Source organism: Streptococcus equinus ATCC 9812 (genome assembly GCF_000187265.1).
GTDB lineage: Bacteria > Bacillota > Bacilli > Lactobacillales > Streptococcaceae > Streptococcus > Streptococcus equinus.
In genome coordinates this window covers 862,620-885,220 of record NZ_GL698429.1, presented here as the reverse complement: position 1 = coordinate 885,220, position 22,601 = coordinate 862,620, and the positions used below count along the sequence as shown (strand labels likewise).

Below are 22,601 nucleotides of genomic sequence, written 5' to 3'. Positions count from 1 at the left end.
ATTTAAGAAGGTTTTCCAGACCTTCATCAGATATAAAGACTACATCACCAATGCTTTAGAAATGCCTTATTCCAACGCCAGACTAGAAGCCACTAACAAACTCATTAAAGACATCAAACGACAAGCCTTTGGATTCAGAAATTTCGACAACTTCAAAACAAAAATACTTATCACTTTGAACATCAAGAAAGAGAGGACCAAAGTCCTCTCTCGCATGTGATTATAAGTCAACCCACTACAGTTGACAAAGAACCGTTAAATTTCTATATACTCAAAAATTTTTCTCTTGATTCATTTGTATCTTCCATTTTGAAAATCTTTATAAAATCAAGATAGTCTGAAAATCGTTCTTCCGGGATAAATGTTAATAATTCTTCAATATTAGCTTCAGATTGGTTCAGGCCCCAGTCTTTCAGTATTTCAACTAATTCATCTGAAATACGAATATCACGTTCTCTAATTTCATCGAGTCCCCAATTGTTGTTATTTTGAGTAAGATCGAGTAATATACCAACTTTGGATTTCCTGTAGCTTTCTTTTTTCTTAGCAAAGTATCCGTTGCTTGCGATAATATTGAGCTTCTTTTCAAAGGGAATTTTATTTCCAATATGTTCAACTAATTCTTTGACTTCAGAATCTGAATTCGTTGGGAAATAACTTGATTGCCATTTTTGAGGAAGGATATGCTCTATCTCCCATTTTTCTGGTAATAACTCTGATTGATGTTGATAAGCTATGATCTTTAATATCATCCTAACTGTATTACGATGCGCAGTTTTGATTTTATCTAACAATTCTTTCTCATCGATTTCGCCGAAATTGAATTTGGGTTGAGCTGAGTTAATTATTTCTGCATTTAAGTTCAATATTCCAGTTTTGACGGCATTAATTGTTGGTGTTATGATATATTTTGCCGATAAAACTGCTAATAATCTTTTTAAAAAAATAAGAAAATCATCTTCAAATGTATCTTTGTAATGATAGTGTAAGTAATAGATGACAACAGGATATTTCCAAAACTCATTAGGATAAGAGGTCAGAGCATCCAAAATTTGTTTTATTTCCATATTTTCGGACCATTTTTCATTTTCTAGTGAGACTCTATTGTTTATCACTATCCACAAATTTAAAATGGCATTTAAGTTTTGCATTAAATCCTGTGAGTATAGCTTTTCGAAATTATTTTTTGCATAATATTTTCTAATACCAGGAGTGGTTGTCTTGCGATCGTTTTCATTTGCTCTCAAGTAAAACATATAGTAGTAAAACAACTTTTGAATACTTTCCCCAGCATTTGTAGCTTGTTCATCTAGTTCTTGCCAGAGTTCTATAAATTTCTTTTTTTCATCTGAATTCAAGTGATTATAAATTTTCGCTTTAAAAATATCGGCATCTGATAATGCTAATCCTCTATCATTTAGAGTTGAAAAAATAGTAAGTGCTGTTTCTTGACTATCAGCTGTAATAGGGAGAAGAATAGCTTGATTTAATATATTACTGATGAATTTATAAAAGGACAATGGATTATCTGCTGCATATTCATTAACTAGTTGCTGTAGTAATCTATAATTTTTAGCGTAGTTGCTATTTGATTTTTTATCTGCTTTTCCAGAGATTAGTATATTGGCAAATTCTTGATTTCCCTCCTCTCCCATGACTCGGGAACTAATAAGGATTTCATTAAAGTTAACTACTCCTGTAGTTGGATTCTGTTTCCAAATTGTTGGTTCGATTTGACTTTTCAAGAAATTAGTCTCAGGACCGCCACTTTCTAATTTAGTATAGATAGCCCTCAACAGCAAAAACAGGCTTGTAATACGCTGTTGCCCATCGATTATTTCCTGTTCTTTATTATCATTTTCATATGAAACTATTGTGCCAAGAAAGTAAGTATTATTTTCATCTTCTGTTGTATTAAGTGTATATTCAGTTAGATCATCGAATAAAACTTGGATTTGTTCGTCTGACCAAGCATATGGTCTTTGATATTCAGGAATAATAAATCTTTTATTCTTTCCAGTCTCTAATAGTTGTTTGACGCTTCTTTTGTCAACATTTATTGATGTAGTCATAGAAAAAATTCCTTTGATTTGTTTATAATATATCTAATTATATCATTTTTTTAGTTTTCTTTCTAAGAAATATCTATTTTTGGTAGTGTACAATAAGTTGTGTAAACACCAAAAGGAATAAATCCGTTATAGTAGAGTTGCGAAACATTACTAGAAAAAGATTTATTCCTATGACTCAGTTTCCACAGAACTACTTAACTTCCTAGTCCAAAAGCAAGATATTGATAATAACAGAAGGAGAAACTTTCCTTTTTTAGTTCAACTTATTCAATTTTTTTATTAAATATTGTAATAGAAGGTCAAAAGATGTTGGTATCATGCTACACTAAAATAAATTAAAACAAAACCTTGTCAAACCAGGTTTTGTTTTTTTAGAAGTGTTTAGACTTCTTAATATTTGTCGTAAGTTTTGTTCTTTATAAACTAAAAACGTTGATAAATCAACGTTTTTAATCTAAATTATTTCATTGTTGGGAATAACAAAGCGTCGCGGATTGTTGTTGTATCTGTAAGGAGCATGACAAGACGGTCGATACCGATACCAAGTCCACCTGTTGGTGGCATACCGTATTCAAGGGCTTCGACGTAGTCGTAGTCAACACCTGTTGCTTCGTCATCACCAAGTTCTTTGGCTTTAGCTTGTGCTTCGAAACGTGCCAATTGGTCGATTGGGTCGTTAAGCTCTGAATAAGCGTTACCGTATTCTTTAGTCATGATGAAGAGTTCGAAACGGTCAGTGAAGCGTGGGTCTTCTGCATTTTTCTTAGCAAGAGGAGAAACTTCAACTGGGTGTCCGTATACGAATGTTGGTTGAGTCAATGTTTCTTCAACGAATTCTTCGAAGAAGGCATTGATAATGTGACCAACTGAAGTGAAGTGTTTTTCAACTGGAACATTTTTCTCTTTAGCAAGTTCTTGAGCTTCTTCAAGAGTCATTTCTTTCCAGAAGTCTACACCAGTAACTTCTTTGATAGCGTCAACCATGTGGATACGTTTGAATGGTTTGTCGATAGCAATTTCAGTGCCTTGGTAAGTGATAGGTCCGTTACCGTTAACAGCAGCTGAAGCGTTTTGGATGATACCTTCTGTGATATCCATGATGTCTTTGAAGTCAGCGTATGCTTGGTAAAGCTCGATCATAGTGAACTCAGGGTTGTGAGTTGCATCCATACCTTCGTTACGGAAGACACGTCCGATTTCGTAAACTTTTTCCATACCACCAACGATAAGACGTTTCAAGTGAAGTTCCAAAGCGATACGAAGAACCATGTCCATATCTTGCGCATTGTGGTGAGTAACGAATGGACGAGCAGCAGCACCACCAGCTTCGTTGTGAAGAACTGGAGTTTCAACTTCTAGGAAGCCAAGTCCATCAAGGTAACGACGGATTTCTGAGATGATTTTTGAACGTGTTACAAAGCGGTCGAAGCTTTCACGGTTTGAAATCAAGTCAAGGTAACGTTTACGGTAGATTGTTTCAACGTCAGTAAGTCCGTGGAATTTTTCTGGAAGTGGACGAAGTGCTTTAGACAAGTGAGTGATGTGAGTTGCTTTGATTGTCAATTCACCCATGTCTGTACGCATAACTTCACCTTCGATACCGAGGAAGTCACCGAGGTCAGCTTTTTTGAAAATTTGGTAGTTTTCGTCACCAACAGCATCTTTGCGGACGTAGATTTGGATTTGACCGTCGCGGTCTTGGATATGAGCAAAACCAACTTTACCTTTACCACGCTTAGTCATAAGACGACCAGCGATAGTAGCTGTTTCGTTAATTTCATGCAATTCTTCTTTGGTTTTGTCAGAGTATTTTTCTTTTAATTGACCAGAAGTAGCTGTGCGTTCAAAGCGAGTTCCGAAAGGATCGATGCCTTGTTCAGCCAAAGCGGCCATTTTTTCACGACGCACGATTTGTTGGTCGTTTAATTCTTCGATGTGTTCGTTTGACATGTTTTCCTCCAATATATATTCTCTCCTATTGTAACATAAATAACGCTAGAATTCACTTTATTTTTGCTTGTGTGAGGAGGCTTTGAGGAAGAAAGTGTTTTCTAGTTGCAGAAATGACTTTAATTGAAAAGAAAGCCAAAAAATAGTATAATATGTGACGGTAAAAATAACTTAGAGAGAAAAGAGATTCATGATTACTTCAATTGTTTTTGATGTTGACGATACGATTTATGACCAACAGGCGCCTTATCGCATTGCTGTTGAGAAATGTTTCCCTGACTTTGATATGAGTAAAATCAATCAAGCTTACATTCGTTTCCGCCATTATTCAGACGTTGGTTTCCCACGTGTTATGGCTGGTGAATGGACAACTGAATATTTCCGTTTCTGGCGTTGTAAAGAAACTTTGCTTGAATTTGGTTATCGCGAAATTGATGAAGCTACGGGTGTTCATTTTCAAGAAATCTACGAAGAAGAATTGGAAAACATCACAATGCTTGATGAAATGCGCATGACGCTTGATTTTCTTAAAGAAAAAGGTGTTCCAATGGGAATCATCACAAATGGTCCAACTGAACACCAATTGAAAAAAGTTAAAAAACTTGGTCTTTACGATTATGTTGACCCTAAACGTGTCATTGTCAGCCAAGCAACTGGTTTCCAAAAACCTGAAAAAGAAATCTTCAATCTTGCTGCTGAACAATTTGATATGAACCCTTCAACAACACTTTATGTTGGTGATTCATACGATAACGATGTTATGGGAGCATTCAACGGCGGTTGGCATTCTATGTGGTTTAACCACCGTGGCCGTAGCCTAAAACCAGGAACAAAACCAGTTTACGATGTTGCTATCGACAACTTTGAACAATTATTTGGTGCTGTTAAAGTTCTTTTTGACCTTCCAGATAATAAATTCATCTTTGATGTCAATGACAAGAAAAACCCAGTCCTAGAATTGGGAATCAACAACGGTTTGATGATGGCAGCAGAACGTTTGCTAGAAAGTAACATGAGTATTGATAAAGTTGTTATCCTACTTCGTTTGGACAAACAACAAGAAAAAAATCTTCGCATGAAATACGCAAGATAACAAAAAGCTCTCCTTTTGGGGAGCTTTTTTAAGTATCAAATATCTTATTTTTCTTTGTAGTATGTGTCATTCCATTTGATGCATGAAAAGTGTTCAAAATCAAAGGTTTCAAGAACAGTGACACTTCCGTTATCTAATCCACCGTTAGAGCGTAAAACAGCAGGTTCATAGCCAAGTAAACTACGAATTGATGCGGTAAAGTTTGCGCCGTGACCGACCAATAGTACATGTTGGTAGCCGCGTCCTTTCATTGAGCGGATAAAACTTCTAACACGTTTTGTGGTTTGGTAGACAGACTCAGCGTCAAAAATATCGTTGTTAAATTTTGCTAAGTTGTGTTTGAAGGCATCCAATTGTTTTGGATAAATATCAGCCATTGTTGAAATTTTGCTGCCTTCTAATTTTCCAAGATGCCATTCACGAAGAGCAGTTTGAAAACTGATTGCCTTAGGGTGATTATTTCGTGACATAATGATTTTACAAGTATCGCTGGCACGTTTTAAATCACTTGAAAATACAGCGTCGAATTCAATATCTTTTAGGTAGTCACCTAATTTTTCTAAGTCACGGACAGACTCTTCTAAAAGCGGAGAATCACCATTTGCCCCTTGAAAACGTCCTTCAAGATTCCATTGTGTTTTACCATGTCTTACAAAATATAATTTCATTTTTTGTCCAATCTAAGCCATCATTGGTGTGAATCATCAATTAAATCAGCAAAACTTGCACCGACAAAATCTGCCAAGGCTTGGCTATCGATGCGGATAGAGCGCCCAACTTCACCAGCTGAGACAATCATCGTTCCCATTTCTTTAGCACGGTTGTCGATGAAAATCGGGAAATTGTGTTTTTGGTGGATACCAACTGGGTTGTTTGCGCCGTGGATGTAGCCAGTTGTTTTTTGAAGATTCTTTTGTGGAATCATGCTAACTTTTTTGTTGCCAGAAATTTTAGCCAACTTTTTCTCAGAAAGGTGTTCAGTGATTTGAACGATTCCGATAAGGGGACCAGTTTTGTCACCAGTTAGAGCAAGTGTCTTGAAAATATCAGATTTTTCAATGCCCTCAGGCAGCTCATCTTTTAAAGCGTTAATGGCTAAGCTGTCATGTTCGATTTTTGCTTTATCTAAAATTTGGTCAACCAAAGTTTTTTTCAATTTCGCTTTTTTTGCCATTTTCTCTCTCAATCTTTCTAATTCAGTCTATTCACATACTATTTTACTATAAAATAAAAAAGGTACAAGTTTGCACCTTTAAAGAGCATTGTAGTATGCTTGGACAAGTTCTGCAAAGTCTTCAACGTCATAATCAACGCCAAAATAATCATTTGCCCTTTCACTCCAATAATCAGTTGGGTCTACGTGGTCAGTTCCACCAAGGTAGTTGCTGACCATTTCGTGTGTCCAAATACTTCCTGCTCCATTTTCTTGACCGAGTGTCACAGGAAGGTTATACTTTTTGAGCATGTATGCAGTGTAATAAGCTGCATTTGCCAGCTGTTTTGCAAAGCCATCTTGAGAGTCTTCGTGTGTGAGTTCAAATTGAATATAATAAGGATTGGCATTAGCACCTGCTCCCTGAGCTTCGTATTTTTCATTAGCGATGCGAAGAATGGTGTCACTATCAATAAAAGAATGAACAAAAACACCTTGGTCTTCATAGTTTTGTACCATATAATTCACTTCACTGTCAATGGTTGAATTGTCAACGCCAGTGTCATGGATAATGATTCCAAGAGGTTTACCGTCGTCTGTTTTGTAGCTAGTTTGTTCAAAAGCTTCCTCGATATCACTAGTGATATCAGAGTGAGAATAATTCAGTGTTTCAGCGATGTAACGATTGATGTCGTTGGTTTCTTCAAGAGAAATATCATTGGTATCAATGTAGTAAGTCTCTCCATCCATGCTAAATTTTGGCAAGAGTTGCTTCTTTTTGATTTATCTCAGCATTGTAACAATAGCTTTCAATTGAAATTGTGGTACCTTGTAAAATGGTTTCACTGGAGCCATTACTGGTGTAAATGTTAGCTTTCGAGCTTAAGACGTTAGCTGCTTGAGAAGTTGTGTAGGTACTTGCATTTGACAAATCAAGCCCGTGGTCTAGAGCGTGGGTGACAATACCTGAAAAGAAAACTTTGCTTACAATTGTAAGAATGGCAACAAAGGAGATAATTACGCTAAAAATATTTAGGTAAACAGAGTTCTGTCGATGTTTACTTCGTGATAATTGTTTTATTTTTCGCATGACCTAACTATAAAGTTTTAGTCTTAAAGAAAAATAAACTTTAAAATACGAAAAAGACTAGCAAATGCTAGCCTTTTATTTATTTATCAATTTTTCCGAAAAGTTTTTCGTAGGTTTTTTTGCGGTCTTTTGTGACTGCGATTTGGTTTAAATCAAGAGCAGAATCAAATCCGCCAAGATAACCTTGTGATGTATACTGATGAAGATCGTAATCAAGATCTGTTTGTGGAGCGGCGTCATAGTAACCAGAATCTGAACCGTAAGCAGGAATCCATACGGCATCAAATCCGTCAACAGAGATTTCTTGCTCGGTCATGAAGTAAGTACCAATGTAGATACCAACTTTGTCAGCTCCGAGTCGTTTTAATTCACTCAAGAATGCCTGAACACCTTTATTCATGTCTGACATAGTCGCTTCCTCAACGTCAATCCAATAGAAAGTTGGTTTGTATGGCGAAGCATTTTCATAGAAAGTTTTCGCTTCGTTCTTCATTTCTTTGACGCTTTTTCCGAGGGCGTAACTATAAACAGCTACAGGAACATCCCGTTTTTGAAATTCTTTGATATGTGTCTTAAATGATTTATCGATACCAGTCGTGTAGGCGGCGTTGCTATCTTTGCTAATTTGTGACCCTCCATAGACACGAACGATAGCGCCAGAAATATTTTGAGATAAAGTGTCATAGTCAATTTCTTTTGGCAGTTGCCATCCTGAAACATCGATAATCGGATTAAGAACAAATTCTTCATCAGTTTCTGAAGTTGATGTAGTGGTAGTTGTCGTGCTTGAGCTGCTCAACGTTGGAATAGAAACCTTAGCCAAAGCCAGTTGTTGCTTTCGTAAGCTATCATAGTGAGTTCTACCAATCACAAGAAGTAGCCCGAACAGGGCAAAGAAAACTACAACAACAATTGGTTTTAATCGTCTTCTCATTAGTCATATTTTAGCGTAAAAAGGTGTAAAAATCAAAACAATGTTGTTTTTGTAATCAATTTGTCATATTTTTTAATCGCCTATCTATAGACAAGATAGGGGTGATAATGTTAACAGATTGACCTTGTCTTGATTAGTTATTTGCAAGAAGATTTTCCAATTCTGTAACGATTGTTTCAGGCTCTGCTTTTGCTGAGAAACGTTTAACGACATTTCCGTTTTGGTCAACTAAGAATTTTGCAAAGTTCCATTCAATGCGTTTGCCAAGAGGGCCTTTAGCTTCTCCTTTTAACCAATCATAAAGTGGATCAGCATCTTTTCCGTTGACTTTGATTTTAGCAAAACGAGGGAAAGTTGTTTGGTAATTCAAAGTACAGAAAGTGTTGATTTCATCAGCTGTTCCAGGAGCTTGGTTCATGAATTGGTTACATGGAAAATCTAGAATTTCAAAACCTTTTTCTTTGTAAGTGTCGTAGAGATTTTGAAGTCCTTCGTACTGAGGTGTCAATCCGCAACCTGTTGCAGTATTAACAACCAAGAGAACTTTACCTTGGTATTTTGATAGTTGAACGTCAGATCCGTCTTGTGCTTTAACAGTAAAATCGTAAATATTAGTCATGGTTAAGCTCCTTTGTATAGGTGATGATTTGGTCGACAGTATTACTTAGGAATTGGATAGTGTCACGAAGTGGTTGAGCTGTTGAAATATCAGCTCCAATTAATTTAGCTGTTTCAAGTGGTGTACGTGAGCCGCCCGATTTTAAGAAATTAAGCCAGTCATTAGCACCATTTGGGTTATTCTTCAAGTTGAGGTAACCAGCAGTTGAAATGACCATACCAGCTGAGTAAGTGTAGCTATAAAGTCCCATGTAGTAATGACTTTGTCGCATCCAAGTCAGGGCAGCATCGTCATCAATCTCAACAGCATCACCCCAGAATTGGCTGAGAACATCTTTCGTAATTTGGTTGAGTTGTTCAGCTCCAAATGTTTTTCCTTCTTCAATGAGGTTGTAAACACGACGTTGGAAGGCAGCTTCAAGCAAATGTGTGATGAAGTTATGGAAGTAAGTATCTGTTAAACGGTGCGCCAGTGCAAAACGTTTTTGGCGTGGATTGTCAAATTGTCTTTCCAGATAGTCACTTAATAAGAGCTCATTAAAAGTTGATGGAGCTTCAACGTAGTAAGTTGACATGTGTGTGTTGAAGTAGCTTTGATTGTTATCTGAGAAGATAAATTGACCAGAGTGTCCAATTTCGTGAATCAATGTGTAAACATCAGACATACGACCAGTCCAGCTCATAAGGATATAAGGGTGAACCTTGTAAGGGTCAGCAGCATAGCCACCTGAGTCTTTGTTAGCATTAGCGGCAAAGTCTACCCAGCGTTCTTTTCTAAAACGTGAGACTTCATTTGCGTATTCTTGTCCAAGAGGTTCGACAGATTTCATCACTAAATCATAAGCGTCATCGATAGTAACAGCTGGATTTAACTCGGCGTCTAAGTCCAATTTCCAGTCGGCAAAAGTCATTTTTTCAAGCCCGTTAACTTTGGCAACGTGTTTGAGATATTTTTGTGCAACCGGTGCAAACTCAGTCATGATTAAGTCAATTTGGCGGTTGAACATGTCGCGGTCGACTTCTTGTTCAGCAAGTAAATAGTCAAAGACTGAGTCGTAACCACGCATGTCAGCGATGATTTTTTCAGATTTGACTTGGGCAAGGTAAGCGCTAGCAGCGGCATTTTGGTGTTTGCGAAGACCAGCTGAGAAAGAGCGAAAAGCTTTTTCACGAACATCAGCATTTTCATGATTTTGATAGAAGTTTTCGTAAGTGACAAATGAATTTTTGTAAACTATGCCATCAACTTCAAAATCATCCATTTCAAAGTCACCAGCACGCATTTTTGTATAAATGTCTTGCGGAGCTCCAAAGATTTCACCGAGATTAGTCAAAGTCTTTTCAACTTCTGGTGAAATAAAGTGGCTCTTCTTGATTTTTGCTTGACGAATAGCTGCGCTAAAGTGTGGATTAGCTTCTAAAGTATCAAGAATGTCAGGATCAGCTGTTGCAAGAGCGGTGTCAAAGAAGCTTAGAGCTACATTTGCTTCGGTGAAGAAATCCGCACCAGCTTTAGCAATTTGTGCAAATTCTTCGTTGCTAAAATCTGTCGTTTGTGGCATGAAGGCGTAGTTATCGATATGGCTCATTTCGATATAAATTTGTTCGACTTCATAAAGCGCACGCGTGAAATCATCAACAGTTTTTAAGTTATCTTGGTAATTCTTCTTGAAAAGATTAATGTCTTCAAGTGTTTTTTCAATGCTACGAAGGAAATCTTCGCGGTCTTGATAGAGTGCACTTAAGTCCCATAATTCATTTTCAGGAAACTCCGAACGTTGTTTTAGCTCCATATAAAACTCCTTTTTATAACTTTTTATAAATCAGTATAGCAGAAAAAAATAGCAAAACGAAAAAGGAAGTCCTGAAATCTTCAAAAACTATAAAAACGTTAACAATGTTAATATAACAGTGATTTTAAGACTTTGTTTTCTGCAATTTGAGTTTAAGTTTATTTAAAAAATCAGAAAATTATATAAAATAACAATCAATTTATAGGAATTGGGTTACATTTTCGGAAAAAAGTGGTATGATAAAGTAGTATGCTTGTAATAAAGGATTAAAATCCGAACAAAAAGGAGTGAAGAGTGTGACAATCCAAAAACTGGAGAACAATGATACCCAGTCGATTATTACCGAGGAAGTCAAAGTACTAAAAAGCTTGCTCGATGAAACAACCCATCAGATGGTTGGTGATGAGGTATTTGCTAAAATTCAAAACATTGTTGAATTGTCAGCAAATGATGAATATGTCAAACTTGAAGAATTAGTAGCTCAGTTGACCAACGAAGAGATGGTTGTTGTGTCTCGTTATTTTTCAATTTTGCCACTGCTAATCAACATTTCAGAAGACGTTGACTTCGCTTATGAAATCAATTACCAAAATAATACAAATCAAGATTATCTTGGTAAACTTTCTTTGACAGTTGATATGGTTTCAGAAAGTGAAAATTCAAAAGAAATCCTTGAGAACGTAAATGTTGTACCTGTCTTGACTGCTCACCCAACACAAGTTCAACGTAAAACGGTTCTTGAATTGACTAATAAGATTCACGACCTTTTGCGCAAATACCGTGATGTGAAAGCAGGAGTGGTTAACCGTGAAAAATGGTACACTGACTTACGCCGTTACATTGAAATCATCATGCAAACGGACATCATTCGTGAGAAAAAACTTAAGGTAAAAAATGAAATTACCAATGTTATGGAGTATTACAATACATCCTTGATTCAAGCGATTACTAAGTTAACGTCAGAGTACAAACGTTTGGCAGCAGAAAAAGGAATTGATTTGACTGATCCAAAACCTATTACAATGGGTATGTGGATTGGTGGAGACCGTGATGGTAACCCATACGTAACTGCTGAAACACTTCGTTTATCTGCTACTGTACAAAGTGAAGTAATCATTAATTACTACATTGAAAAATTAACAGGACTTTACCGCACATTCTCACTTTCAACAACTTTGATAAAAATTAGTCCAGGAGTTGAACGTTTAGCGGAGCTATCTAGCGATAAATCAATCTACCGTGAAAACGAACCCTATCGTAAAGCTTTCAACTACATCCAATCAAAATTGATTCAAACTTTGATTGAATTAAAAGCAGGTCTAACAATTTCACGTAAAGCTCTTGGAAACAGCAAACTTGGTGCTGACGTTTACACAAGTACTAATAATGCAAGTGTTGTTGCTAAATATTTGCAAAACAAAGTCAATAAAGTTTCATCTGAACTTCAAGATGAAATTCCAAGCTATAAAACAGCTAAAGAATTTAAAGATGATTTACTTGTCATCAAAAAATCATTGCTTGACAATGGTGATGATGCACTCTTGACTGGTGACTTTAGTGAGTTGCTTCAAGCTGTAGATGTCTTTGGATTCTACCTTGCAACAATCGATATGCGTCAAGACTCAAGCGTTAACGAAGCTTGTGTCGCTGAATTGTTGAAACAAGCAAATATTGTTGACGACTATAGTTCTCTTTCTGAAGAAGAAAAAGTTAAAGTTCTTCTTAAAGAATTACAAGAAGACCCACGTACGTTGTCATCAACTAATGCTGAAAAATCTGAACAACTTCAAAAAGAATTGGCTATCTTCAAAACAGCTCGTTACCTTAAAGACAAATTAGGTGATGAAGTTATCAAACAACACATCATTTCACACACTGAAAGTGTTTCTGATATGTTTGAATTGGCCATCATGCTTAAAGAAGTTGGTTTGCTTGACAATCAAAAAGCGCGTGTTCAAATCGTTCCACTTTTTGAAACTATCGAAGACCTTGAAAATTCACGTGCAATCATGGAAGAATTCCTTGATTATGACATTGTTCGTCGTTGGATTTCAGCAAACAAAGGTTACCAAGAAATCATGCTTGGTTACTCAGATAGTAACAAAGACGGTGGATACCTATCATCTGTATGGACACTTTACAAAGCCCAAAATGAATTGACTAGCATCGGTTCTGAACGTGGTATCAAAGTAACATTTATCCATGGTCGTGGTGGTACTGTTGGTCGTGGTGGTGGTCCATCATACGAAGCAATCATATCACAACCATTTGGCTCAATTAAAGATCGTATCCGCTTGACTGAACAAGGTGAAATCATCGAAAATAAATACGGAAATAAAGACGTTGCCTACTACAACCTTGAAATGCTTGTTTCAGCGACTGTTGACCGTATCGTGACTCGCATGATTACAAATCCTGATGAAATTGATACATTCCGTGAAACAATGGATGGCATCGTGACATATTCAAACGCTGTTTATCGTGATTTGGTATTTGGTAATCCACATTTCTACGATTACTTCTTCGAAGCTACTCCAATCAGAGAAGTATCAAGTCTAAATATCGGTTCACGTCCAGCTGCTCGTAAAACAATTACAGAAATTTCTGGACTTCGTGCAATTCCTTGGGTATTCTCATGGTCACAAAGCCGTATCATGTTCCCAGGTTGGTATGGTGTTGGTTCTGCCTTCAAACATTTCATCGATGCTGAAGAAGGTAACCTCGAAAAACTTCAACACATGTACGAAAAATGGCCATTCTTCCATTCACTTCTTTCAAATGTAGACATGGTACTTTCTAAATCAAACATGAACATTGCTTTCCAATATTCACGTTTAGCTGAAAGTGAAGAAGTTCGTAATGTCTTCAATATCATCTTAGATGAATGGCAATTGACAAAAGATGTTATCTTGGCAATTGAAAAACACGATAACCTCCTAGAAGAAAACCCATCACTTCGTGCAAGTTTGGATTACCGTATTCCATACTTCAACGTTTTGAACTACATTCAAATTGAGTTGATTAAACGTTTGCGTCACGATGAATTGGATGAAGGTTACGAAAAACTCATTCACACTACTATTAACGGTATTGCCACAGGGCTACGTAACTCTGGCTGATATGTTTAACCACTGGAATCTGAGACTATTGTCTCAGATTCTTTTTTATTTTTGATGGTAAATCGTAAAAGTGATTGAATTGATGGATGTTCTAGGTCTGAGGTAGTGATTTTAATCACAGTCTTTTTTTTAGTGCAGAAAGATGGTATAATGTCATATGATAAACTCGAAGATATTATAGGTGACTCTATGAAAATTGATAAAAGGCATCTCCTAAATTATTCTATCCTTGTGCCTTATTTAATTCTTTCAGTAATCGGCTTGATTGTTGTTTACTCAACAACTAGTGCAACGCTGATTCAGTATGGTGCCAATCCTTTTGCATCAGTATTTAATCAGGGTGTTTTCTGGATTATCAGTCTGGTTGCTATTCTTTTTATTTATAAATTAAAGCTAAACTTTTTAAAAAATTCTCGTACTTTGACAATGACAATGATGGCAGAAGTAGTACTCTTGCTAATTGCGCGCTTCTTTACAAAGACCGTCAATGGTGCCCATGGTTGGATTGTTATTGGACCGATTAGTTTCCAACCTGCTGAGTATTTGAAGATTATTATCGTGTGGTATTTGGCATTTACGTTTGCTAGACGTCAAGAATTGATTTCAACATACGATTATCAAGCTTTGACTAAGCGAAAATGGAAGCCAAGCAAGTGGAGTGATTTGAAAGACTGGCGTGTCTACTCGCTTGTGATGATTCTGTTAGTCGCAGCGCAGCCTGACTTGGGAAATGCGGCAATTATCGTTCTGACAGGTTTAATCATGTATTCTGTTAGCGGGATTGGTTACCGCTGGTTTTCAGCCATTTTAACGACAGTAACAGCTCTTTCAACTGTCTTTTTAGGTTTAATCGCTATTGTTGGGGTTGATAAAATGGGGAAAGTTCCAGTCTTTGGTTACGTTGCTAAGCGTTTCAGTGCTTTCTTTAATCCATTTAACGATTTGTCTGACTCAGGTCACCAACTGGCTCACTCTTATTATGCGATGAGTAATGGTGGCTGGTTCGGACGAGGCTTGGGAAATTCAATTGAAAAAGCTGGTTACTTGCCAGAAGCAACGACAGACTTTGTTTTCCCAGTAGTTATGGAAGAACTTGGAATGATTGGTGCATGCTTAATTTTAGCATTGCTATTTTTCCTTATCTTACGTATCATGCACGTAGGTATTAAAGCTAAAAATCCATTTAACTCGATGATTGCTCTGGGAATCGGTGGAATGATTCTGATGCAGACTTTTGTCAACATCGGTGGTATTTCAGGTTTGATTCCATCTACTGGTGTAACATTCCCGTTCTTATCACAAGGAGGAAATAGTGTTCTTGTTTTGTCGGTAGCAGTCGGATTTGTACTCAACATCGATGCTAATGAAAAACGTGAAGAAATCTATCGCGAAGCAGACGCTGAACTTGAAGCTAAAAAACGAGCAGCAATTGTCGAAGAAGATAACGTTATTGATTTAGATAGTTTTTATTAGTGAAGAAAAATCTCCTAGAATAGGAGATTTTTTTGTAACCAAATGACAGGTTAATCGTTATAATAATGAAAAGAGAAAAATGAATTTTTTATTTTCATATAATTGTTCAAATTGAGATTATGAAGAGAGGGGGAGAAAAAGATTCAACTGGATGGTTATGAAATTGAATTGGTAAAATTCGCTGAGGAGATTAGTTACTATTTGCAAAAATCTGGAGCTGGTGCTGAAAATGCCAGAGATATTAGCCAGGATGTTTTAGTAAAAATGCTAGAAAGTGAAATAATTCTTCCATTTGAAAAGATTCGTGCGTGGATGTATCGTGTAGCAATTAGACTATATATTGATCGCTATCGGCGTGATAAAAAGTACTGGGAAATTTTACAAAGAGAATTCTTTAAAGATGAAAATGTAATTAGCTTTGCTGGCCTAGAATATGAACCACTTTATCGAGCAGTCTTGATACTAAAAAGAAAATATCGTTTAGTAATTGACTTATATTATTTTCAAGATTTTTCTATAAAGGAGGTTTCTAAGATTCTTGGAATAACATCAAGCAAAGTTAAGGTTGATTTGATGCGAGGGCATCGAGAGCTGAAAAATTATTGGAGAGAGAGGGATATTATTATGAAGATTTCAAATAATTTTGAAAAGATTGCTGTGCAGAATGAGCGAAAAAATCAGCTAAAAACAGTTATTATCAGTGCTTTTATGGTATTGCTAAGTATCTTGATTGTTTTTTTAGGATTGAGATTGCTGACCAATCACAATGGAGAATCGGTTAAAGAAAACTATTTGTTAAAGACTGAAATTGCTTATCCAAATGTTGAGTATACAACCTGGGGCTTTGAAGCAAATTCGGAATGTACAGGAACATTTTATTCACATCGCTTTAAAAATATTGATGGGATTAGTGTTCCTTTTGAAGAATATAGAGAGAATTATTCAATTCTGCGTCTTATGTCTGCTAGTCAAAGTGAAGGACTGGAGGAAGGAGATAGCTACAGCTCACATTATACTCATGGAAATCTATATAAAGTACCGATTTTCTATAATGTTAATGCTAAGTCTAGCAATATGAAAGTGACACAAGATATTAGTAAAGTTGAGAAAATGAAAGATGAAGCTGTTGAAATGGCAATTACTTTCGATAAACCTTACACTTATGAAGAAATTACAGAAATGGTACCAGATAATCTTTTGGTCAACTGGTACTGGATTGGAACATCAGGTTTAGTAGACACAACTAATTTAGGTTTGAGTTCACAATTAGGCTTTTCTCCGATTGAGAATGATTATGTAGCAGGTTTTAAGCAGTTTAAGACGGATTTAAAAAAGGCAATTCATTTAGGAATTTTGAACTCTCAATATAGTGATGGTGGAGAAACATTGTCTTTAGAAGAAGATGCTAAGACTTACTTAAAAAAGGCTCAAAAACATCAGGAAGCTACTTTTTCAGGAATCATATTGACAGGCCGCTCAGAAAACTTTTTACAACTCATAGGAAAGGAATGGATCCATGCTTCAAACATCGGTCACAGTGTAACAATCCAGCCGTATCACACGCTTTCGAAATAAAGAAAATCTAAAATAAATAAAAATACTTGCAATTCTTGCATAATTTGTTAAAATAGTAAGGTAAAGTTAGACTGTATTGCCTACTGTCTATCTATAAAATATATTTTATTGGAGGCTTTTACCCAAATGGCAAAAGAAAAATACGATCGTAGTAAACCACACGTTAACATTGGTACAATTGGACACGTTGACCACGGTAAAACTACTTTGACAGCTGCAATTACAACAGTTCTTGCTCGTCGTCTTCCAAGCGCAGTTAACACACCAAAAGACTACGCTTCAATCGATGCTGCTCCTGAAGAACGCGAACGCGGTATCACAATCAACACTGCACACGTTGAGTACGAAACTGAAAAACGTCACTATGCTCACATCGACGCTCCAGGACACGCGGACTACGTTAAAAACATGATCACTGGTGCTGCCCAAATGGATGGTGCTATCCTTGTAGTAGCTTCTACAGATGGTCCAATGCCACAAACACGTGAACACATCCTTCTTTCACGTCAAGTTGGTGTTAAACACCTTATCGTCTTCATGAACAAAATTGACCTTGTTGATGACGAAGAATTGCTTGAATTGGTTGAATTGGAAATCCGTGATCTTCTTTCAGAATACGATTTCCCAGGTGATGAAATCCCTGTAATCCAAGGTTCAGCTCTTAAAGCCCTTGAAGGTGACACTCACTATGAAGACATCATCATGGAATTGATGAACACTGTAGATGAATACATTCCAGAACCAGAACGTGATACTGACAAACCATTGCTTCTTCCAGTCGAAGACGTATTCTCAATCACTGGTCGTGGTACTGTAGCATCAGGACGTATCGACCGTGGTACTGTTAAAGTTAACGACGAAGTTGAAATCGTTGGTATCCGTGAAGACATCCAAAAAGCTGTTGTTACTGGTGTTGAAATGTTCCGTAAACAACTTGATGAAGGTATCGCAGGGGATAACGTTGGTGTTCTTCTTCGTGGTATCCAACGTGATGAAATCGAACGTGGTCAAGTTCTTGCTAAACCAGGTTCAATCCACCCACACACTAAATTCAAAGGTGAAGTTTACATCCTTACTAAAGAAGAAGGTGGACGTCACACTCCATTCTTCAACAACTACCGTCCTCAATTCTACTTCCGTACAACTGACGTTACAGGTTCAATCGAACTTCCAGCAGGTACTGAAATGGTAATGCCTGGTGATAACGTTACTATCGACGTTGAATTGATTCACCCAATCGCCGTTGAACAAGGTACTACATTCTCAATCCGTGAAGGTGGACGTACTGTTGGTTCAGGTATCGTTTCAGAAATCGAAGCTTAATTTTAGTTAATTAATTAAGTTCCCAGATAACAATTATTAGTCAGATAGTAATTGTGAAAAAGAGCCCCGTAAGGGGCTCTTTTTTATGATTTTATTCGATGTTTATGCCTAAAAATTCCCTCTAACCTTTAAAAGATGCTGAAAGTATGATAAAATAAGGGGGTAAATAAAAATAGAAGAGGTATGTGAAATGTCACGTAAACCATTTATCGCTGGTAACTGGAAAATGAACAAAAATCCAGAAGAAGCTAAAGCATTCGTTGAAGCAGTAGCTTCTAAATTGCCTTCATCAGAACTTGTTGAAGCTGGTATTGCAGCTCCTGCACTTGTCCTTTCAACAGTTCTTGCTGCAGCTAAAGGTTCAAACCTTAAAGTTGCTGCTGAAAACTGCTACTTTGAAAACGCTGGTGCTTTCACTGGTGAAAACAGCCCTAAAGTATTGTCTGAAATGGGAACTGACTACGTTGTAATCGGTCACTCAGAACGTCGTGAATACTTCCACGAAACTGACGAAGATATCAACAAAAAAGCAAAAGCTATCTTTGCTAACGGTATGCTTCCAATCATCTGCTGTGGAGAAACTCTTGAAACTTATGAAGCTGGTAAAGCTGCTGAATTCGTAGGTGGACAAGTTTCTGCTGCACTTGCTGGATTGTCGGAAGAACAAGTTTCTTCACTTGTTATCGCATACGAACCAATCTGGGCTATCGGTACTGGTAAATCAGCTAGCCAAGACGACGCACAAAAAATGTGTAAAGTAGTTCGTGACACAGTTGCAGCTGACTTCGGTCAAGCAGTAGCTGACAAAGTTCGCGTTCAATACGGTGGTTCAGTTAAACCTGAAAACGTCGCAGCTTACATGGCTTGCCCAGACGTTGATGGTGCTCTTGTTGGTGGTGCATCACTTCAACCAGAAAGCTTCCTTGCTCTTCTTGACTTTGTAAAATAATCAAGAATCATTGAAGTTATAAGGCTACTTGCTTTTGGCAAGTAGTTTTTTTGCATGAAAAAAGCTTTGGAATAAATTTCCAAAGCTTTTTAATTAATAACGTCTAAGTAATTTTTTGAGATTATGAATAAGTTTGTATTTGAGTGGATGAGGGTAATAGCGGAAAGTCCCCATTTTACGGGTAATGTAGCCGTTATAGTTCTGTTTAAAGCGTAGAACGCCGTCAGATCCATCAAATTCTCCTGTGATACCTAGAAGATTGTAGGTTGTAATACCGCGCTTAATCGCCTCTAGCATGACATGTTCTTGAAGAAGAGCAGGAGCATAGAATTTGTTAAACTCAGTATAAGAACCTGAGAATAGGTAGACAGCTTCTTGTTTAGTGTAAACAAATAGACTACCTGCTAAAATGACATTTTCTGAACCGTATTTTTTGATGAATGCTTTAGCTTCTTCAATACGAGTATCGAAAGTTGCGGATTGGCTTGATAACTCACGCAATTGATTTTGTTTCTTCTCTGAAGCATTGTTATTTTCAATAGCGGCTTTGAGCTTATCAATTTTTTGATTGAGTTTTGCTTGATCAGCTTCGAGGTGTTTTAGGTAATCTTGGAAGTTCAGGCTTGCAACCATAAACTCACAAGAGTCACCAAAACAATCATAGAAATCTTGGTAGTATTCTAAAGATTTATCGACATAATCTCTTCTGTTAGAAGTAGCTGATGTGATTTCTTTAAATAACGGTAATTCACTACGGTCAAGTTTTCGAAGAGTGATTCCAAAGGTTTTTGCTTTTTTAACTAAAGGACGACCTTTTTTGCTAAAAGATTTTAGAAGTGATTTTTCATCCAAATCCGTCAAATCTTTAACATAATGCCAATCAGGTTCGCCTCCTGGGTAGCCAGTAAGGAGCCCATCGTGTTGGTAACCAAGCGATACAAAATCTTCAATAAGATTTTTCTTCTCTTCATCAGTTGGTTCGCCATTGGTATCAAAATGCTGATAAGTGTCAAAAGGTTTTACTAAAAGTTCGATAGCACCATTTGCTTTTGCGTAGGCTTGAAGTTCTTTGTAAAAACTTTTTAAATAACTTTGGTTGCGAGAAGCAGGCCCAGAGTTGATTTCCATGTGAAGTCCACCAGCCATTGGAATACTGAAAAGGACACCCGCGACTTGGAATTCTCCATCTTCTTTAAGGCCAAGATATGTGACTTGATAGCCACGTTTTTCAAGCAATTCTGCCATTTCGACAGACTGCATAAATGACTTGTAGTCAACCGTATCACAAAAAGTTCCAAAAACTTTTTTATCAATAATCTCAAGAGACATTAATGGTTGTTTCTCCTTTGTTTGCGGACGTTGTAAGCCCAGTTTGATAGTTTATAAAGTAAACCATTCACTGGGATGTTAAATTCACCGATGAATTCTTCAATAGTTGGATTGAAGTTTGATTTGAATTTTGTCAAACCATCATCAAGTGTTCCTTCAACACCACCCATGTTTGCCCAGATGATTCCGTCAGCATATGCGTCTTCGAATACTTTTGGATAAAGTGAGTATTGAGGGTAGAATTTTTTGAACTCGTCGTTCATACCAGCGTAAAGCATTTCCATAACGTTACCAAATGATACTGAAAGAATTCCAGCGACGATAAGTTCATCTGGGTATTTTTCAACGAATTCTTCAAATTCTTTGATGTATTTAGTAACAGAATTTTTTTGTTGAGTGAGTTTTGTCAAACGTTTCTTTTGGTGTTCAGCTGTTTCAGACAAATCTTTTTCGATTTGAGCGAGCTGTTCTTTGTATTCAGCCAAACGTTTTGGCAAGTTCACTTTCGCCAAGTGAAGGTAAGCATCGTCACCGTAAATTTCCATCATTTTGCGGAAGTAGTCTTCGTTACGAAGAGCAACACCTTTACGAGTTTCTGTAAGAGCTACGACATCTGCGAATGTTTTGACATCATCGATAGTACCACGAGTTGTGATGACACCACGGTGAACAGCATCTTTCATCAAACGTTTAGTGTGTTTAGGGAAAGTTGATGTCATGTCTTCTTGTGTGTAGACATTTGCTTGGAAACGTGGTTGGACGCTTTCAGCAATTGTAGTTGTACGTCCAGTCCATTCGCAACCTGCAGCTTTCAAATTGTCGATGGCAAGAAGTGTGTCTTTGTTTTCGTCAACTTCCTCACCGATTTTGTATTGTTTAAGTAGCAAAGCTGGGTCCATTTTGATGAAAAGGGCGCGTTTAGTTTTACCGTATTTTTTAAGTGAGCTAATCACAAAAGTAACGAGTTCTTTGTCGCTGTAGTCCATGATTGGTCCACGTGGAATGTAAAGCATTGTGAAACCAAGTGGCAAAGCTTTGATAAGGATAGATGCTGAGGCAACTAGTTGGTCATCTTTGTAGAAACCGATGCGTTCATTATCCCAATTGTCTTTGACCTTTTCCCAATTTGATGATTGTAGAAGGTTTGTTTGGTTGCTTGCTTTTGCAAAATTATCGTGTTCTTCAGCTGAGATACCGATTTTATAGCTATACATTATTTTAAGACCCACTCTCTAAGGGCGTGTGCTACGCCGCTTTCTTCGTTTGATTTTGTAATATATTTAGCAATTTCTTTAAGTTCAGGTGTACCATTTTCCATAACTACTGGGTTACCAACAGCTTCAAGCATGGCACGGTCGTTTTCAGCATCACCAATTGCCATTGTTTGGTCTGGTGTAAGTCCCATTTTTTCAGCTAGGTGCTTGATGGCATTCCCTTTACTTGCTTTTTTATTCATGAATTCTAGGTAAAATGGTGTTGATTTAACAATCGTGTATCGATCAAAGAATTCTTGTGGAATTTTCTCGATAGCAGCATCTAGAATTTCAGGTTCATCAATGAACATCATTTTAATGATTTCTTTATCGCCCATTTCTTCAGGTGTGCGGTAAAAAATTGGCATGTTAACCAAGCTTGATTCATGAACAGTGTATTTCCCGATGTTACGATTAGCTGTGTAGATGCCTTTTTTCGTGATGGCATGCATGTGAACATCTAATTTACGGCTAAGAAATTCAATATCAAGATAATCTTCATAGGTCATGGTTTCAGTGATAATGTTCTCACCATTTGATGTATCTTGAACTAGTCCACCATTGAAGGTAATGACATAATCGCCTTCTTCTCTAAGGTTTAATTCGTTAAGAAGTGGCTGAACACCAGGAATTGGACGTCCAGTTGCGATGATGACTTTAACACCTTGTTTTTTAGCTTCTTGTACAGCTTCAAAAACCTCTGGCGTGACTTTGCGGTCGTTGGTTAAAAGTGTGCCGTCAATATCGACAGCGACTAATTTAATAGACATAAGGTTCATTTACCCCTTCTAAAAATCTCTACCTATATATCTTACTAAAAAGTGGCTTATTTGTCATGGGGAACATAGGGAAATCTACTAGGTACCGTTTTCATTTT

Annotated in this window: 19 protein-coding genes and 1 pseudogene; 8 read left to right on the top strand and 12 right to left on the bottom strand. The window is 37.0% G+C overall.

From position 1 onward, the window contains the following. Positions 1 to 220 (top strand): transposase (locus tag HMPREF0819_RS08730; RefSeq protein ID WP_148513849.1); only part of this gene is annotated, 220 nt, incomplete at its 5' end. A 43-nt stretch (positions 221 to 263) separates the two neighbouring features. Here the strand turns inward: HMPREF0819_RS08730 and HMPREF0819_RS04185 are convergent. Both HMPREF0819_RS04185 and lysS read right to left on the bottom strand, forming a co-directional pair. Then, positions 264 to 2,072 (bottom strand): DUF262 domain-containing protein, encoded by a 1,809-nt coding sequence (locus HMPREF0819_RS04185; RefSeq protein WP_004232725.1) that lies wholly within the window; start codon positions 2,070 to 2,072, stop codon positions 264 to 266. Between the two features lie 459 nt (positions 2,073 to 2,531). Next, a complete protein-coding gene (gene lysS, locus HMPREF0819_RS04180; protein WP_021142785.1) occupies positions 2,532 to 4,022 on the bottom strand; it encodes a lysine--tRNA ligase in 1,491 nt (496 codons plus the stop codon). 190 nt (positions 4,023 to 4,212) lie between these two features. Here lysS and HMPREF0819_RS04175 point away from each other — a divergent pair, with 190 nt between their 5' ends. Further along, on the top strand, positions 4,213 to 5,115 hold the full coding sequence (locus tag HMPREF0819_RS04175; RefSeq protein ID WP_004232711.1) for an HAD family hydrolase: 903 nt from the start codon (positions 4,213 to 4,215) through the stop codon (positions 5,113 to 5,115). A 44-nt stretch (positions 5,116 to 5,159) separates the two neighbouring features. Here the strand turns inward: HMPREF0819_RS04175 and HMPREF0819_RS04170 are convergent, their stop codons facing one another. The 7 genes from HMPREF0819_RS04170 to pepF all read right to left on the bottom strand — a co-directional run bounded on the left by HMPREF0819_RS04170 (position 5,160) and on the right by pepF (position 10,703). Continuing rightward, positions 5,160 to 5,783 (bottom strand): histidine phosphatase family protein, encoded by a 624-nt coding sequence (locus HMPREF0819_RS04170; RefSeq protein WP_004232709.1) that lies wholly within the window; start codon positions 5,781 to 5,783, stop codon positions 5,160 to 5,162. Between the two features lie 20 nt (positions 5,784 to 5,803). Then, on the bottom strand, positions 5,804 to 6,289 hold the full coding sequence (locus tag HMPREF0819_RS04165) for an aminoacyl-tRNA deacylase (RefSeq protein WP_004232705.1): 486 nt from the start codon (positions 6,287 to 6,289) through the stop codon (positions 5,804 to 5,806). A 78-nt stretch (positions 6,290 to 6,367) separates the two neighbouring features. After that, a complete protein-coding gene (locus tag HMPREF0819_RS04160) occupies positions 6,368 to 7,033 on the bottom strand; it encodes a peptidoglycan recognition protein family protein (protein ID WP_004232702.1) in 666 nt (221 codons plus the stop codon). Then, positions 7,020 to 7,358, bottom strand: coding sequence for a hypothetical protein (locus tag HMPREF0819_RS09315; protein WP_004232699.1), 339 nt, complete (start codon positions 7,356 to 7,358; stop codon positions 7,020 to 7,022). The genes HMPREF0819_RS04160 and HMPREF0819_RS09315 overlap by 14 nt, the downstream gene beginning before the upstream one ends. Positions 7,359 to 7,437: 79 nt before the next feature. Continuing rightward, positions 7,438 to 8,292 (bottom strand): glycoside hydrolase family 25 protein, encoded by an 855-nt coding sequence (locus HMPREF0819_RS04155; protein WP_004232696.1) that lies wholly within the window; start codon positions 8,290 to 8,292, stop codon positions 7,438 to 7,440. Positions 8,293 to 8,425: 133 nt separating this feature from the next. Then, the gene (locus tag HMPREF0819_RS04150) at positions 8,426 to 8,911 is read right to left on the bottom strand and encodes a glutathione peroxidase (protein ID WP_004232694.1); all 486 of its coding nucleotides are present in this window, start codon (positions 8,909 to 8,911) and stop codon (positions 8,426 to 8,428) included. Further along, positions 8,904 to 10,703 (bottom strand): oligoendopeptidase F, encoded by a 1,800-nt coding sequence (pepF, locus tag HMPREF0819_RS04145; protein ID WP_004232693.1) that lies wholly within the window; start codon positions 10,701 to 10,703, stop codon positions 8,904 to 8,906. The genes HMPREF0819_RS04150 and pepF overlap by 8 nt, the downstream gene beginning before the upstream one ends. 296 nt (positions 10,704 to 10,999) lie before the next feature. Between pepF and ppc the strand changes: the two genes are divergently transcribed. The 6 genes and pseudogenes from ppc to tpiA all read left to right on the top strand — a co-directional run bounded on the left by ppc (position 11,000) and on the right by tpiA (position 19,142). Beyond that, a complete protein-coding gene (gene ppc / locus HMPREF0819_RS04140) occupies positions 11,000 to 13,822 on the top strand; it encodes a phosphoenolpyruvate carboxylase (RefSeq protein WP_044023326.1) in 2,823 nt (940 codons plus the stop codon). 189 nt (positions 13,823 to 14,011) lie between these two features. After that, positions 14,012 to 15,295, top strand: coding sequence for a cell division peptidoglycan polymerase FtsW (gene ftsW, locus HMPREF0819_RS04135; RefSeq protein WP_044023324.1), 1,284 nt, complete (start codon positions 14,012 to 14,014; stop codon positions 15,293 to 15,295). Between the two features lie 141 nt (positions 15,296 to 15,436). Continuing rightward, positions 15,437 to 15,936: pseudogene (locus HMPREF0819_RS08725) on the top strand (RNA polymerase sigma factor). Beyond that, a complete protein-coding gene (locus tag HMPREF0819_RS04130) occupies positions 15,920 to 16,870 on the top strand; it encodes an anti sigma factor C-terminal domain-containing protein (protein ID WP_044023418.1) in 951 nt (316 codons plus the stop codon). The pseudogene HMPREF0819_RS08725 and the gene HMPREF0819_RS04130 overlap by 17 nt, the downstream one beginning before the upstream one ends. Positions 16,871 to 16,996: 126 nt before the next feature. Further along, on the top strand, positions 16,997 to 18,193 hold the full coding sequence (gene tuf / locus HMPREF0819_RS04125; protein WP_004232687.1) for an elongation factor Tu: 1,197 nt from the start codon (positions 16,997 to 16,999) through the stop codon (positions 18,191 to 18,193). A gap of 190 nt (positions 18,194 to 18,383) precedes the next feature. After that, positions 18,384 to 19,142, top strand: coding sequence for a triose-phosphate isomerase (tpiA, locus tag HMPREF0819_RS04120; RefSeq protein WP_004232686.1), 759 nt, complete (start codon positions 18,384 to 18,386; stop codon positions 19,140 to 19,142). A 93-nt stretch (positions 19,143 to 19,235) separates the two neighbouring features. On the opposite strand, the gene HMPREF0819_RS04115 is transcribed toward tpiA, so the two are convergent. From HMPREF0819_RS04115 to yidA, 3 genes are read right to left on the bottom strand one after another with little or no spacing between them, the layout of a single operon-like run. Next, positions 19,236 to 20,471 (bottom strand): aminoacyltransferase, encoded by a 1,236-nt coding sequence (locus HMPREF0819_RS04115; protein ID WP_004232685.1) that lies wholly within the window; start codon positions 20,469 to 20,471, stop codon positions 19,236 to 19,238. Next, positions 20,471 to 21,685, bottom strand: coding sequence for an aminoacyltransferase (locus HMPREF0819_RS04110; RefSeq protein ID WP_044023323.1), 1,215 nt, complete (start codon positions 21,683 to 21,685; stop codon positions 20,471 to 20,473). Before HMPREF0819_RS04110 ends, HMPREF0819_RS04115 begins: the two co-directional genes overlap by 1 nt. Then, positions 21,685 to 22,494: a sugar-phosphatase gene (yidA, locus tag HMPREF0819_RS04105; RefSeq protein WP_024343775.1), complete on the bottom strand. Its 810-nt coding sequence runs from the start codon at positions 22,492 to 22,494 to the stop codon at positions 21,685 to 21,687. Before yidA ends, HMPREF0819_RS04110 begins: the two co-directional genes overlap by 1 nt. Positions 22,495 to 22,601 lie beyond the last annotated feature (107 nt).

Coding starts and splice junctions, on each gene's coding strand:
- HMPREF0819_RS04185 (WP_004232725.1), bottom strand. CDS start 2,072: ATGACTACATCAATAAATGTTGACAAAAGAAGCGTCAAACAACTATTA.
- lysS (WP_021142785.1), bottom strand. CDS start 4,022: ATGTCAAACGAACACATCGAAGAATTAAACGACCAACAAATCGTGCGT.
- HMPREF0819_RS04175 (WP_004232711.1), top strand. CDS start 4,213: ATGATTACTTCAATTGTTTTTGATGTTGACGATACGATTTATGACCAA.
- HMPREF0819_RS04170 (WP_004232709.1), bottom strand. CDS start 5,783: ATGAAATTATATTTTGTAAGACATGGTAAAACACAATGGAATCTTGAA.
- HMPREF0819_RS04165 (WP_004232705.1), bottom strand. CDS start 6,289: ATGGCAAAAAAAGCGAAATTGAAAAAAACTTTGGTTGACCAAATTTTA.
- HMPREF0819_RS09315 (WP_004232699.1), bottom strand. CDS start 7,358: ATGCGAAAAATAAAACAATTATCACGAAGTAAACATCGACAGAACTCT.
- HMPREF0819_RS04155 (WP_004232696.1), bottom strand. CDS start 8,292: ATGAGAAGACGATTAAAACCAATTGTTGTTGTAGTTTTCTTTGCCCTG.
- HMPREF0819_RS04150 (WP_004232694.1), bottom strand. CDS start 8,911: ATGACTAATATTTACGATTTTACTGTTAAAGCACAAGACGGATCTGAC.
- pepF (WP_004232693.1), bottom strand. CDS start 10,703: ATGGAGCTAAAACAACGTTCGGAGTTTCCTGAAAATGAATTATGGGAC.
- ftsW (WP_044023324.1), top strand. CDS start 14,012: ATGAAAATTGATAAAAGGCATCTCCTAAATTATTCTATCCTTGTGCCT.
- HMPREF0819_RS04130 (WP_044023418.1), top strand. CDS start 15,920: ATGAAGATTTCAAATAATTTTGAAAAGATTGCTGTGCAGAATGAGCGA.
- tuf (WP_004232687.1), top strand. CDS start 16,997: ATGGCAAAAGAAAAATACGATCGTAGTAAACCACACGTTAACATTGGT.
- tpiA (WP_004232686.1), top strand. CDS start 18,384: ATGTCACGTAAACCATTTATCGCTGGTAACTGGAAAATGAACAAAAAT.
- HMPREF0819_RS04115 (WP_004232685.1), bottom strand. CDS start 20,471: ATGTCTCTTGAGATTATTGATAAAAAAGTTTTTGGAACTTTTTGTGAT.
- HMPREF0819_RS04110 (WP_044023323.1), bottom strand. CDS start 21,685: ATGTATAGCTATAAAATCGGTATCTCAGCTGAAGAACACGATAATTTT.
- yidA (WP_024343775.1), bottom strand. CDS start 22,494: ATGTCTATTAAATTAGTCGCTGTCGATATTGACGGCACACTTTTAACC.